Genomic DNA, 14,530 nt, shown 5'->3' with positions numbered 1-14,530 from the left:
GAAATTACATGTTCAAAGGTGAGGGATCTAGATCTCGCACCGGCAGCAAAAAAATCGAAAAATATCACATGGGGGAGAGAGAGTCATGCGTCAAAAAAGCAGGTGGTTCTTTGCAGCACTATCGGTATTCATGATGAGCAGTGCCTCGGCATATGACTTCGAAACTGAATCGACTAACGGCTCGATCAATTCGAACGTCACTGCCGGCATCGGCATTCGCACCAAGAACCAAAGTTGTGCTCGTATCGGGGCCCCATATGTTGATAATTGCGGGGCCGATGTTAATACCGCGCAATGGGCAAATGGTGACAATGGAAATTTAAATTACAACAAAGGAGACCTGTTCACTGGGTATCTGAGCCTGACCAGCGAAGCTTTATTGAAAATCCCCGGTCAAAATCTGAAGTTCCTCGTGCGTGGCACCGGTATTTATGACCCAACGGCGGCCAACACTCGAACCACGCCTTTGGATAGTGATGTACGTGCTCAGATGGTGCAACGCCTCACCCTGCTTGACTTCTGGGGCCAAAAAGATTTTCAAATCGCTGGTGAGAATGCGCATGTTCGTCTGGGTAATCAAGTGATCAATTGGGGAGAAAGCCAATTCGCATCGGGTGGCATTAATGCGACCAACGCGCTCGATATTCAGAGTCTGTATATTCCAGGGACCCAACTCAAGCAGGCATTATTACCGGCCCCGATGATCAGCTTCGCGACCACATTGCCGGCTGGCTTTAACACTGAAGCCTACTACCAGTTCGGATGGAACGCCAATCGTTACCCAGCAGTTGGCACCTATTGGTCACTTAGCGACAATGTTGGACGCGGATCCGTACCGGCCTTGTCCAACTCGTCAAACGTCAACCAAAGCGGCCTGGATCCAGCGACCGCCCTCCCGTTCATCACCGTGAAACCCGGCAACGCGCCGCAATACGGTATTCGTTTAGGTTACGTTCCTGCAGGAAAATCGATCAGCTTCGCCGCCTACTACGAAAACTACACCGACAAGAACCCCGTGTTCGGCTCCATCGCAGGCGGTACGGTGGAGAAGGTGCAATACCTCAAGGGCCGAGACCTGTTTGGCGTCAGTACGAACTTCCCGATCGGTCTCTGGGCCATCGGTGCCGAATTGTCTTATCGGCCGCATGATGCCGTCGCCATGTCCGGATGTTTCCTTCCTGGCGGGCCGTCCGATTTCAATACGAATGGGGCGTCAGGCAATTGCAACTCGTGGAAGGACAACAAGAAATACCAGCTTATCGTAAATGCCCAGGAACAGATGTCGCCGACCAGCCATCCGACTATTCTGAAACTGCTAGGTGGCGCCAATACGGCAACCTTGACCGCAGAAATGGCATTCATCTACTACCCAGGGATTGATGCCAACAAAACTTATCCGACCACAGTCGCCGGGCAGCCCGCCTATACCATACCGGCGGCCGGAAACTCTGTCTGGCTCACTGGTCAATCGAATCTCGGCTATCCGATCACGGCAGGGCAGGGCACTGCTAAATCTGCTGGTTACGTCATTGACTTTAATTGGACCTATGACGGCAGCCTGCTTCCCGGATGGGGAGTGACGCCGGGCTTGACGTTCAGTAACGCATTTTCTGGCTACACACCGAATTACGCGGCGAACTATATGCGCGGTGCAAAATCGGCCAATTTCTATCTGGTATTGACGAGAAATCCCGCCAGTTGGCAGGCCGGTCTCAACTATACGGCATTCTTTGGTGGCAATAATCCTAACTCCCAGCCGTTTGCGGACCGCAATTTTGTCGGTGCCTATGTCACGCGCAATTTCTGACCCACACGCCATGAGTCGTCGCGCTATGCGCCACTGATGGCTGTTGCTGGAAATTGGTGAATGGAATACGTTTTTGTTTGGAAAAAAAAGGGACAAATGCTCTGCTGTAAACCGGCTTGACTCCCGCTTGCGCAGGGCATCGATAAAATAACCAACACTCTCGGACCTAGAAAATTGAAGGAAAGCAAAATGAACATGAAGATATCGACTTTCGTTACCGCCATCGTCTTGTGTGCCGCAACTGACGTGTTCGCGGCTGAGACAGACAAACTTGGCACGGAATTGACCCCGCTTGGCGCAGAAAAAGGGGGGAATAAGGATGGCAGTATTCCTGCGATTGGGGCGCCGGATGCTCCACAGTCCGGCTGGGTTTTCGGCAAGAATCGCGAAGACTATTGGTCGCACAAAGGCGAGAAGCCTCTATTTACCATTGATGCATCCAATGTTGACAAATATGCTGACAAATTGTCGCCATCGCAAGTGCAGATGTTGAAGCAAACAAAGGGTTACCGGATGGACATCTATCCGACGCACCGGAGTTGTTCGGCGCCGGACTTTGTTCAAGCGAACACAAAGACCAATGTCACGCGCGGGAAAATCGGCAGCGACGGCTGGTCGCTGGAAGATGCTGCCTTACCTGGCGTACCCTTTCCGCTGCCGAAAAAAGGAATTGAAGTGGTGTGGAACTACCTGGTCGGGTATCAAGGCGTCGGAGTCGAACTGAAAACCGGCTACACCTACATCTCTCCACGGCCGGGATCAACGGAACCGATTAACGCTGGTTGGGAGCAGGTCAATTATTGGCCGTGGGCCAAAAAGGGAGTGACGTCGCCCTCTGAGGTGGGCGGGTATAAGGGAGGCTTCTACTATGCTTACCATACGCCAGCTGCCTTTGCCGGCCAGGGTACCGTGCAAAATATCTATTTCAAAAAAGAGCTGGAGGCATTTTATTATTTTACCGGACAGCGCCGCGTGCGTCGCCTGCCTGCCTACGCATATGACGCGCCGGTGATCGGCTTTGAAAATCAATATCCGATTGATGCAACGAATTTATATTACGGTAACCCAGATCGATTCGACTGGAAGCTGCTTGGCAAAAAGGAGATGTACATTTCCTATAACAATTTCAAGTTCAACGATGGATCGGTCAAGGTAGCGGATGCGTTCCGCGAACACGGCATCAATCCCGCTCTGGAGCGCTATGAGCTACACCGAGTTTGGGTGGTCGAGGGAACCGTCAAAGCAGGCTTCCGTCACTCCGCGCCAAAGAAAGTCATGTATTTTGACGAAGACAGCTGGATCGCAGCTGCCGGCGACGACTATGATGCCCAAGGCAAGATTTGGAGAATGAAGGAAAACAAGATTCTTCCGGTCTGGGAACTTGGCGGCGCATGTGCCAACACGGTCATGGACATGTATGACCTTATAGGCGGTCGTTATGTTGTCGATAACGTTGTGTTTGGCGGCGGCGCCGGACACGACATGCAATGGTTTTCCGAGGCAGGAAGCAATCCGAAAATGAAAGACAACTACTATACCGCCGACAATTTGAAGTCGATCAGCGAGCGATAACAGTCGGAGCCAATGCGTCTGGCGGCGTGAAGAGATAGGTCGTGCTTCGCGTCTATCAAAGCCCTGCCAGGCGCACCGGGAAAAGTCTTCGTACACTTTGCAAGCGGATTATTGAACAAGAAAAATCGATGATGCCGGCATTCTTACGGCACCAGGTTTTCTCGTTCTATTGCGTGCTGTCGCCGCAGATGGCGTTTTGCAGGATAGACCGATTATCGGCGTGCGCGCTAGCGCAAGCGAATCAATCGTTCCGTCGGTAAATTCAGAGACGTTCTGTTCATGTCAAGGCTCCGAAGTGTTGGCCGGAACTGAGATTTTCTGCAACTTGAATATCTGTACTCCCAGTTTGAACAAGAGAGAGCCACATTGTGTTAAATAAATTAGTCACCCGAACTGAAAACTGGTTTTTCTCGCATCGTGCGCTGACCTTGAGCGTGTTGTTTATTGTTACTGCGGTCATGGCGGTTTTCGCAGTCGGCCTTCGCATGGAGGCCGGCTTTGAAAAACAGATGCCCATCGGTCACGAGTATATCAAGACATTCCAACAGTATCGAGAGGAGCTTTTCGGGGCGAATCGCGTCACGGTGGTGGTTCGTGCACGCACCGGAACAATTTGGACAAAAGAAGGCTTGACACGTTTACATGATGTCACTCAGGCGGTCACATTCTTACCCAACGTAGATCGCCCTAACGTGCAGTCTTTATGGACGCCAAATAGCTTTGTTACTGAAATCACAGAAGAGGGGCTGCGCGCTGATCCTGTGATTTCCGGAGCGATTACACCGGAAAGTCTTACGCCCGAGATTATCGACGGAATCCGGAGAGGAGCAAGTCAAGGAGGATTTATTGGCCAGTTGGTCTCGCGCGATGAGCGTGGCGCCATGATCACCGCGGAATTAAATGAATTGACGCTGGACGGCAAGACCTTAGACTATGTGGCCTTCAATCGGCTTCTGGAATCGGATATACGCAAAAAATTCGAAAACGATAATTACGAAATTCAGATTATCGGCTTCGCCAAACAAATCGGCGATATCGCCGACGGCGGTTCAGGGGTGTTGGTGTTCTGTGCCATCGCCTTGCTGCTGACGGCGTTGGCGGTGTACTGGTATTGCCATTCGATGCGCCTGACTATCCTGGTGATCATATGTTCGTTGACCTCGCTGGTCTGGCAATTCGGGACTTTGCGCTTAATGGGTTACGGGCTCGATCCTCTAGCCGTGCTCGTTCCTTTCCTCGTATTCGCAATCGGCGTATCGCACGGTGTCCAGCAAATCAATTTCTTTGTTCGTGGTCTGAGCAACGGTTTGAACGTCATGACGGCGGCGCGGGCAAGTTTCAGCGGGCTGCTCATTCCGGGCGTTCTGGCGCTTGTCACTGCGCTGGTATCGTTCTTGACTTTGCTGATGGTGCCAATCCCTATGATCCATGAACTGGCAATCACCGCCTCGCTTGGCGTAGGCTTCAAGATCGTGACAAATCTTATCATGTTGCCGGTGGCACTTTCTTGCCTGAAATTCAGCCCGGGTTTTGGAGCGCACGCGGAAAAGAAACGTGCTCAGCGTATACGCTGGACCAAGACCTTGTCAGTTTTTGCGAAACCACGGACTTCCATCCTCACGCTATGCATCGCGCTGGTAGTTTTCTGTGTATCCGTATACGAAAGCCGCAATCGTGTCGTCGGAACGCTTGAACCGGGGGCACCGGAACTTCGCTCGGATGCGCGTTTCAACCGCGACGCGGTCTCGATTGCAAACAATTTCGACATCGGCCTCGACTGGATCTCTATTGTGATTGAATCTCCGCGCGATTCCTGTATCAATCCGGCGATCGTGGATTTTGTGGACGACTATACCTCGTATATGCGGGGCGTTCCCGGAGTAGCATCGGTCAATTCGTACTCCACGGAGGTACGCAAAATTAACGAGGGCGAAAACGAAGGCTATCCAAAAATGCGCGTAGTTCCGATAGACGGTGGCAACGACGCGAGCGTCAGTACTGAAGTTGGACGAATTCGTGGACACGCAAATGCCGATTGCAGCATGACGGCGGTGCACCTCTACCTGACTGATCACAAGGCTACCACGCTCAAGAAGGTGTTAGCCGAAACAAAACAATTTGACTCGGAGAATCATGTTGCCGGAATTCACATTCGTCTCGCTGCAGGTAATGCCGGTGTGCTTGCTGCGACCAACGACGAACTGGAGAAATCGGAACTGCCGATGCTGCTGTATGTTTATCTCGCGATTGTCCTTCTAGTTTTCGTCGTCTATCGAGATTTTCGTGCGATGTTGTCGTGCTGCCTTCCTTTGACGATCGGAACGTTCATTGGCTATTGGTTCATGGAATATTTCCAAATTGGTTTGACGGTGGCTACGCTACCGGTGATGGTGCTCTCAGTCGGGATCGGCGTCGACTATGCCTTCTATATTTACAACCGGCTTACTTTGCATCTGGCAAAAGGCGATGATATCCATGTCGCGATGGAGCACGCACTGGAATTTGAAGGGATGGCGACAATTTTTACAGGTTTGACGTTGGCGATCGGCGTGGCGACATGGTCGTTCTCTCCACTCAAGTTCCAGGCGGATATGGGAAAACTGCTGTCTTTTATGTTCATCATCAATTTGGTAATGGCTCTCACTGCGTTGCCCGCGCTTGTCGTGCTGCTTGAAAAGGTGTTCCCGCGCCGCAGGCCGGTTCGCGCACCGGGCTTGTTTTCCCACTAACTCGAAGGCATCAGCATGATTAAGATTCATAAATTTTCATATGATTGGATGCGCAACCGGGCTCCGTTGATGAGGGTGTCACTGGCTGCGCTAATCGGACTGTCCGTGAATTCAGTACTTGCACAGGGGACGCCGGAGGTCAGCGCTCCCGCAAATGCGGAAGCGCCCAGTCTCAAAATTAAGCCGGCCAGAGTCGCCCCGGCGGCGCAGACAGCAATGATGCTCGCAGCGACGTTTGCGGGGGCGCGTATTGTTGCCGTTGGCGAACGTGGAGTTGTTTTGTTATCCGATGACTCGGGAAAAACGTTCCGCCAGGCCAAATCGGTTCCGATTTCCGCAACCTTGACTTCGGTGCATTTCGTCGATAAGAAAAATGGCTGGGCGGCAGGGCACTGGGGCGCAATTCTGAAGACTGGGGACGCTGGAGAAACCTGGCAGTTGCAGCGTAGTGACATTAAAGTCGATCAACCATTGTTCTCGATTTATTTTAAGGATGAGCATACGGGTTGGGCCGTCGGTCTTTGGTCACTCGTACTGGCGACGACGGATGGGGGCGTCACCTGGCAATCATTGTCACTTCCTGTTCCGGCGGGCGAGTCGAAGGCGGACCGAAATCTGTTCGACATCTTCCCGGATCATGAGGGCGGACTCGCCGTCACGGCAGAGCGCGGAACGATCGTGCGTTCGGCGGATGACGGAAAGACGTGGACCTATACTGACACCGGATATAAAGGTTCGTTGTGGACGGGCCGCGTGCTGCATGACGGCACGTGGTTAGCCGGTGGCTTGCGCGGAACGGTGCTGCGCAGCGCCGATCACGGTAAAACGTGGCAGCCATCGCGTACTGGTACAAAAAGTTCAATCAGCGGAATTATGCAGGACGAGGGTGGCAGAGTTGTCGCGGTCGGTCTCGACGGCGCATTTCTGACGAGCCGAGATAATGGCGTGACATTCTCGATTGCGCAAAACCCCAACCAGGCCGCGATCACAGCGGCGGTAATTGCTCCGAGCGGAAAATTGGTGGCGTTTTCCGAGTCGGGGCCGATCAAGGATGCTGGCGGCATAAGTGAATGAATGAAACGCTCGTCTAGCGCTCTCGAGGGCTTTATTTGTACGATGTTTCCAATGAGGCGAGTCAGCACATTTTCTGTCAATGATACGAAGGCCGATCTTTCTTGACGATTGTTGAGTAATCCAACTTTTGCTTATCTGGGACATGCGAATTCCATCACTCAAGCTACTCGCGGGTTTCGAAGCTGCGGCCCGTCTCGGTAATTTTTCGCGGGCGGCCGACGAATTGCATGTTTCGCAATCTGCAGTCAGCCACCAGATTCAGCAGTTGGAAGAACACGTCGGCATGGCACTATTTCGTCGTGTAGGGCGTGGCGTTGAGCTGACGATGGCAGGAGAGGTTCTGCAGCGTTGTGTGTTTCGCTCATTGGAAACCTTGCGCAGCGGTCTCGATCGAATTTCCACCTATATGAATCCGGGAATGGTCGTGCTGACATGCCCAGGTCCACTTTTACATGGTTGGCTTCAGCCACAGATGGCGCGTTTGCAACTCACAATTCCAAACCTGTGTCCTATGCTTTCGACGGACGAAACGGCTCGCTACATCGATGAAATCAACGTTGACATCACGATAGGCGATCGTCCAATTCAACAACCCGGGTTGCTGGAACAGCCGCTATTGAAGGACGAATGGGTCGTTGTCGCTACCGCTAGCGTGGCAGCACAGCTAGTCAACATCCCGCTGGCACAACACCACCTGCACATCGGCATGGTGTGTCTCGAGAAAAATCTGACCGATGACGCGACTGCGGGTATCTTCCGCAGTCAGTTGGCGAAGTTTCGCCATTGCGGAATCTATGACGACCAGCGCCTGCTGCTGGATGCGGTATTGCGAGGTCGGGGAATTGCGTGTCTTTCGCGTTTGGTTGCTAGAGATGACCTAGCGAGTGGGCGTTTATTCATTCTGCCCGGCTACCCGCGTTTGCCTGGGACCACTTGGTGGCTATCGCGTACTGCTGGTGAGCCTCGAGCGAGAATCGTGCTTGAGGTATTCAACTGGTTACTGGAGCAAGCCGAACAGGAAAATTTGACGTGGAAGCCATGAGGGTGTTATCACTAGTTTGTTATAAGCGATTTGCGAGTTGCGGTTGTATTCAAACCAAAAAAAACATCTCCGTATGCCAATAACCGCGTCATGGATCGTAGCGTCGCCAGCGATCTGAGCATTTCTAGAAGCGTGAAAATTCATTTTGTTCACCCATAAGGCACGATAAAGATTTTGGCGAGGTGTGCTCATGGGGACGCCATACATCGCGCTACGTGACAGCAATCGGTGCCATGATCAATTTTGATTCAGGGGCTATGACGCAGCTTTATGCGCACTTCAAATGAATGTTAAAGGAGCTTCGCATAGGGCTGCTATCTCCAAATCAATTATAAATACGTTTGACGCGTTTCATGCACTGTCTGCAAATTGATCGAATCAATCATCGGGAAATTCTGTCGGTCGCGCCCGTCGAACGGAATGCTATTTTGGGAATGAGTATTGCGGCCATCAATTTTATGGCGTCACTGTAGCTCGTCAATACCGTATCGGATACAGATTCTGTGCGTACGAACGCTTGTGCAGACGATTCAATCTTTTGCCGTGAAAGAAAATCAGGCGTCGAAGCTGAAAATAGTCATCGCTTATGGGTACCAAATCCTTCGGTCAGATATGACTAAAACCGATCGATAGCCTGGAAATAATTCATCTATGAGTAAGTCAATTTGTGCCAATATGGTCTGAGAGATAAAGTGTCATCTTGTTCGGTAAAGTGGACATTGTGCAACCGAATGACTCAAATGGCTATCGTGTTATTTGTGAGTTTTACGATAGAAAACGTCACCGAAAGTTGCCGCGTAGTGTCGCAGTTATCGCGTCATATTTTCGTCAATCTTGGAAAAAAAGACTCCCAATAATTGGGGGAAATAAGGAGAGTGAAATATGGCTGACTTAAAAAATCAATCGCGTCGTGATTTTGTGAAACTCGCGAGCGCAGGTGTGGCGGGTCTTGCAATGTCGGGAGTTGCCGGTAACGTTTTGGCGCAAAGCCGCGCGTCAGCATCGGGTACTTTTTTCGTTCCGGATGAAAATCTTCCACATACGCGCACTTGGATGGCATGGCCTTCTAGCACGGCGATCTGGGGCTCCAGCCTGCTTAAAGGGATACAAACCGATATCGCCCTCCTGGCGCGCACGATCGCCAAATACGAACCCGTCTACATGATCGCCAACGGTTCCAGCAACGCAAGTGTTGCAAGGAGTAAGATTGGCACGACAGTTTTTCCGGTGAAGATCATTTCTACTATTCCGAATGACGATTGCTGGATGCGGGATATGGGCGCAATCTTCCGCAAGGACGGCAACGGCAACCTTAATTGTTTCGGTTTGAACTTCAATGGCTGGGGTAATAAACAGACGCACGTCAATGACGCCAGAGTTGCGCAAGGCGTGGCGTCCTATTTGGGGCTGAATTTCACTGCGGCCGCTGTTGTCGGCGAAGGTGGCGGTGTAGTGGAAGACGGCGATGGCACCTTGTTGGCCAATCAAAGCTGCTGGGTTAATTCCAATCGCAATCCTGGCAAGACCCAAGCGCAGATCGAGGTAGAGCTGCTCAAGCAATATGGCGCGACCAAGATGATCTGGTGCACCGGTGTAATCGGCCAGGATATCACGGACGATCATTGCGACGCGACTGTGCAGTTTACCCAGCCTGGCACCGTCGTGATCCATGTACCTGACCCTTCCGTTACCGACGCATTTGCGGCGAATGCCGCGCAATGGCTGCAAACTCTCAGCACCTCGACCGATGCGAAGGGTCGTGCATTCAGCATTATCAAGATGCAAGCGCCGAGAGCGACGTCCAACCTTATGCTGTCAAGCTATATCAACTATTGCGTCACGAACCACGCAGTGATCGAAGTGGCTATGGGCGCGCTTTGCAACGATCCAGCCAAGGACGTGATTGCCAAGGCCCAGTTGGCTGCCGCTTACCCAGGTCGCACCATCGAAATGCTGAGTCTCCCCACTCTATATGGTCAAGGCGGCGGCGGTATCCATTGCGTTACGCAACAACAGCCTGTGCCTTGATTGAATCACCATCGTCCACGTGATTGTGTATTGGTTTTTCAACGCAGGATTTTAGTCTTGAGCTGCCCTCCCCCTCGGCCTGAAAATGGTTGAGGGTTTTTTTTGCGATCTGTTGAAACCTGGGTCACTTGCACTCAATGCCGATAGGATCGACGCGGAAGACGCCGTGCCTAGGTTAGGTCGATGGATTGCACTGTCGACGCCGCGATGCCCCGCGTGGACACTTTTAACGGAGCCCATTGAGTGCATTCTCTATATCGCGCGACATCATGGACTTGGAAATCTTCTCGAACCAGAAATTGCCCGCAGATTGTCCTGGCGAGATATGAGCAAATATGAAGAGTTCCTTCAAAAGAATTCAGCAATGAATTATCAGATTTGTGTCAGCATCAAAGCGATATCCTATGCGTTCTGCTAATGGTGAGATAACACATTATTCACAGGACTATTTCGATATTGAAGGGACAAGTTCAGGCATTAGAACACGCACTTATTTGAATGAGATTCTGTAGATTGTTTTTATGCTGTTTATTCATTACCCGTAATAAAAAACACTCAATAATTGGGCACACTAAGGAGGAGAGAATGAGCATGGATAACATTAAATTTACCAAAAAAGATCAATCACGCCGTGATTTTATGAAGCTCAGCGCCGCTGGCCTGGCCGGTTTGGCAATGTCTGGAGTTGCCGGCAATGTTCTTGCACAAGTAGTGACAGCATCAAGTGGCTTAATTGTTCCAGATGAAAATACGCAGCATACGCGCACCTGGATGGCATGGCCCGCTAGCACTGCGATTTGGGGCAGAGATTTGCTCCCAGGAATACAAGCGGACATCGCGCTGCTGGCACGCACTATCGCCAAGTACGAACCCGTCTACATGGTTGCCAATGGCTATTACAATGCCGAGGATGCCCGCTATATGATCGGCTACACGGATTATCCAGTAACGGTGATTGAAAGCATCGCCAACGACGATTGCTGGATGCGCGATATCGGTGCGGTATTTCGCAAGGACGGCGCGGGCGGGTTCGATTGCTTCGGCGTGAACTTCAACGGCTGGGGAAATCATCAGATTCATGCCAATGACGCTTTGGTTGCAAAAAAAATGGCATCCTATCTGGGCCTTCCTTTCACGGCGGCCGCAGTCGTCGGCGAAGGCGGCGGTGTGGTGGAAGACGGCGAGGGTACCTTACTGGCCAACGAGAGTTGCTGGGTCAATCCTAACCGCAATCCTGGTTTAACCCGTGATCAGATCGAAGCAGAGCTGCTCAAACAATATGGTGCGACCAAGATGATCTGGTGCAAAGGGGTGATAGGGAAGGACGTCACTGACGACCATTGCGACGCTACTGTGATGTTTACGCAGCCGGGCACAGTGGTAGTTCATGTGCCAGATCCTTCTGTTACCGACGCTTTTGCGGTGAATGCAGCAGACTGGCTCCAAACCCTTAGCACATCGACCGATGCGAAGGGCCGATCCTTCAACATCATCAAACTGCAAGCACCGAAAGCTACAACAAAAAACATGTTAGCAAGCTATATCAATATGTGCGTCACAAATAACGCTGTGATCAACGTAGCAATTGGTGCGATTTGCAATGATCCAGACAAGGACGATGCCGTTCGTGCCCAGTTGGCTGCTGCCTATCCAGGGAGAACCATTGAAATGTTGAATCTCCCAACGCTGTACGGTCAAGGCGGCGGGGGCATCCACTGCGTCACGCAACAGCAACCAGTGCCGTAAATGGAACGCAGTTTTGAAGACGCATGTTGCGTGGCCGGGGGAGAGCGGATGCGTGGCCATTGATAGACGGTTCACTCATTTTTCTCCAGTCCAATAAGATGCAGGCACGCAGCGCTTACGTGCTGCGTGCCTGCGCGCTTTCAGTAAAGAGAAATACCGTGAAGATTTCACCGCGTTTTAATTTGCAATCTGCTTTGGCCGGCAGTTTGCTGTATGTCTGCGCTGGTAACATGGCGGGTGCAAATTTTTCAATGAACGCTCCGGTCCTGACGTGTGCCTTGCAGATCATCAATAAGCTGAGGTCTCTTGCATTCAGTCCGCAAATTGAACAAATGGTTACGCATGAATATGGCAACATGGCGTTGTGAATTTTTTTGTGGAAACTCGATGCCGTCAGGTTTAGGCTACTGGCACGACAGATTTTTATTGTCGACACCTGAGATAAGTCGAAGGAAAATGGCTAGTTGACGCGCGTTATGCGCCTACGGCCGATAGTAAAGGCAAGATCATTCACGGCGTCGCTGCGCCTCAAATCTGCTGCGAGAAGAAAATATGATTTTTTCCACGTTATCCGGTCGGCGCTGGATGTTGGCCGGTCTTATCGCCCTGATTGCAGCGACGCTCTGGTTTTGGCAAAGTGAGCCTGAACCCGCAACGCCTGCGCCAGGCAAAAATATCCAATCATCACCGGGTCGCTTTGGCCCCGGTGATTGGACGGCGCCAAGCGTCGACAATGGCGCGTTTTCTGATGTCGGTGTGCCGCGAGGACTGGCGACGACGCCAGATCAGCGTTTGGTTATCAACCAGGCGTTGCGTGAGGTCATGGATTTTTTTCTATTGTGCGGCAGGGACGGCGACCGCGACATTCATGCGAATGCCTTGCTTCAGTATTTGCAGAAGAAGCTGCCGCTCCCTGCGTATCAGGATGCGTCGCAAATACTCCAGCATTATCTGAACTACATGGATGCGCATGATCAACTGCTGACGGGGCAGACTTTTCCTGCACGCGGCAGCGAGCTCACCGAGCGAGACGTGCAGCGCCTGTTGAGTTGGCTTGAGCAAAGGATGCGGCTGCGTCAAAGTCTTTTAGGCATGCAAGTGACGAAAGCCTGGTATGAAGACGAAGATGCGCAACTCAAGCAAACACTGAGCTATTTGCGTGATGCTGCCGTTGGCGGTGGCCATGCAAGGTTTGCACGCGGTATGCAAGATGCGCTGGTCAATGTCGAAAAAAGTTTTCAGCGTGAGATACAGGAAGCGCGTAAGAACGAAAACGCACATTGAATTAACTGGACTGGAAATGTAGAATTCCTATTTCCAAAACAGATGAAGCCGCGACAAAGCCTGCTTAATCGCTACGTCCCTGCCATACTAGATCCAAGGCGCTTTGCCAACGAATAACGCTGCATGCATCGTTGTATGCCGTCGAGAAATGCAAGGTCCGCAGCGTTCATCTTGCGTTCGTGGTTCCACAGAAGATGAATGTGGACATCGACCAGGCCCTCGTCCGGAGGTAGGCGCCACAGATGTTGCTGCCGAAGATCTTCTCGTACGATATGCTCCGGCAGGCAACCAATGCCAAAACCGGCGAAGATCAGGCGCCGCACCTCGTCCAGACTCGATGAAGACGCAACGATGCGTCCGGTAAATCCGCTCTGATCGCGAAATACCGCAAGTGGCGAGAGCTATCACCTATATGGTCGCTTGTGAACGATACGAAGTTTTCAGCGAGTAGATCTGCCGTCGTTAGTTGCGAACGGCCAAACAGGCGATGGTGGGGGCCGCAGAAAATCGCATAGCGTTGATGCAAAAAGCAGTGCCGTTCCAGTTTCCCAATTGGGCTGCGGCACAGACCCAAGCCGGCCGTCGCGGTTTTTTGTAGCAGTGACGAAATAATGTCGGATGATCGCATCACCGCGATCTGCAGGTCTATGCGTGGATACGCGCGATGAAATTCGGCTAGAAACTCATCGTAGACCGCCGATTCGATCCGGCTGATTGTCAATATACGTATCGAACCGGTGATTTCATCGGTCTTATCGTCCAGTTCGGTTTCAAGCCGCGAGATATGACCGTAGATATCACTCGCAATCCGGCAAACCTCTTCACCCGCTTCGGTGATTTCAAAATGCGAGCCGCGCCGCTCAACCAGTTTGCGACCTAGTGTTTCTTCCAACCGTCTCAGCGCCTGACTTACTGCGGGCTGCGTTATGTGCAATCTTGCTGCCCTTGGTCCGGCTCAAATTGCGTTCCTGCATGATGACCATGTAGGTGCGCAGCAGGTTCCAGTCGAGTCGGTTGTTCAGGTAATGTGAAATGTCGCGGCGCATAGGGAAACACCTAAGTATTAGTTAAATTTATAATTCGGATAATAATTCGAAATTTTACTAATAAAATCTCGTGTCCCTCGACAATTTAGTTGCACATCCAACTTGCTGTGCTGTGCGAGGTGACCGCAACAGCGGCGTCGCTAAATAGAGGGCGCGCCGCAATTCCATGTGAGCGCACTCAAAGGAGATCGCATGACCCATT

9 protein-coding genes and 1 pseudogene are annotated in these 14,530 nt (G+C 51.7%); 9 read left to right on the top strand and 1 reads right to left on the bottom strand.

Annotated features, from left to right (window positions below; genetic code table 11):
* The first annotated feature begins 85 nt into the window (after positions 1–85).
* The 9 genes from AC07V8_RS23645 (at position 86) to AC07V8_RS23605 (ending at position 13,282) form a co-directional block, all read left to right on the top strand.
* Positions 86–1,807 carry a DUF1302 domain-containing protein gene (locus tag AC07V8_RS23645; protein ID WP_494680627.1) on the top strand — a complete coding sequence of 574 codons (1,722 nt, stop codon included), beginning with the start codon at positions 86–88 and terminating at the stop codon, positions 1,805–1,807.
* A gap of 189 nt (positions 1,808–1,996) precedes the next feature.
* Complete coding sequence (locus tag AC07V8_RS23640) at positions 1,997–3,379, top strand: DUF1329 domain-containing protein (RefSeq protein ID WP_494680628.1); 1,383 nt, start codon at positions 1,997–1,999, stop codon at positions 3,377–3,379.
* Between the two features lie 368 nt (positions 3,380–3,747).
* Positions 3,748–6,108: an efflux RND transporter permease subunit gene (locus AC07V8_RS23635; protein WP_494680629.1), complete on the top strand. Its 2,361-nt coding sequence runs from the start codon at positions 3,748–3,750 to the stop codon at positions 6,106–6,108.
* Between the two features lie 15 nt (positions 6,109–6,123).
* Complete coding sequence (locus tag AC07V8_RS23630; RefSeq protein ID WP_494680630.1) at positions 6,124–7,182, top strand: WD40/YVTN/BNR-like repeat-containing protein; 1,059 nt, start codon at positions 6,124–6,126, stop codon at positions 7,180–7,182.
* 142 nt (positions 7,183–7,324) lie between these two features.
* A complete protein-coding gene (locus AC07V8_RS23625; protein WP_494680631.1) occupies positions 7,325–8,224 on the top strand; it encodes a LysR family transcriptional regulator in 900 nt (299 codons plus the stop codon).
* 882 nt (positions 8,225–9,106) lie between these two features.
* A complete protein-coding gene (locus tag AC07V8_RS23620) occupies positions 9,107–10,252 on the top strand; it encodes an agmatine deiminase family protein (RefSeq protein ID WP_494680632.1) in 1,146 nt (381 codons plus the stop codon).
* Between the two features lie 591 nt (positions 10,253–10,843).
* Positions 10,844–11,998, top strand: a complete 1,155-nt coding sequence (locus tag AC07V8_RS23615; RefSeq protein ID WP_494680633.1) for an agmatine deiminase family protein — start codon at positions 10,844–10,846, stop codon at positions 11,996–11,998.
* A 23-nt stretch (positions 11,999–12,021) separates the two neighbouring features.
* The gene (locus tag AC07V8_RS23610) at positions 12,022–12,366 is read left to right on the top strand and encodes a hypothetical protein (RefSeq protein ID WP_494680634.1); all 345 of its coding nucleotides are present in this window, start codon (positions 12,022–12,024) and stop codon (positions 12,364–12,366) included.
* 184 nt (positions 12,367–12,550) lie between these two features.
* Positions 12,551–13,282: a hypothetical protein gene (locus AC07V8_RS23605; RefSeq protein ID WP_494680635.1), complete on the top strand. Its 732-nt coding sequence runs from the start codon at positions 12,551–12,553 to the stop codon at positions 13,280–13,282.
* 71 nt (positions 13,283–13,353) lie between these two features.
* On the opposite strand, the pseudogene AC07V8_RS23600 reads toward AC07V8_RS23605, so the two are convergent.
* A pseudogene (locus AC07V8_RS23600) lies at positions 13,354–14,328 on the bottom strand (LysR family transcriptional regulator).
* Between the last annotated feature and the right edge of the window lie 202 nt (positions 14,329–14,530).

It is taken from the genome of Collimonas sp. GW821-FHT02H07 (genome assembly GCF_059421505.1).
Note: the sequence above shows the minus strand (reverse complement) of the source record. Positions and strands in the feature narration are given on the sequence as shown.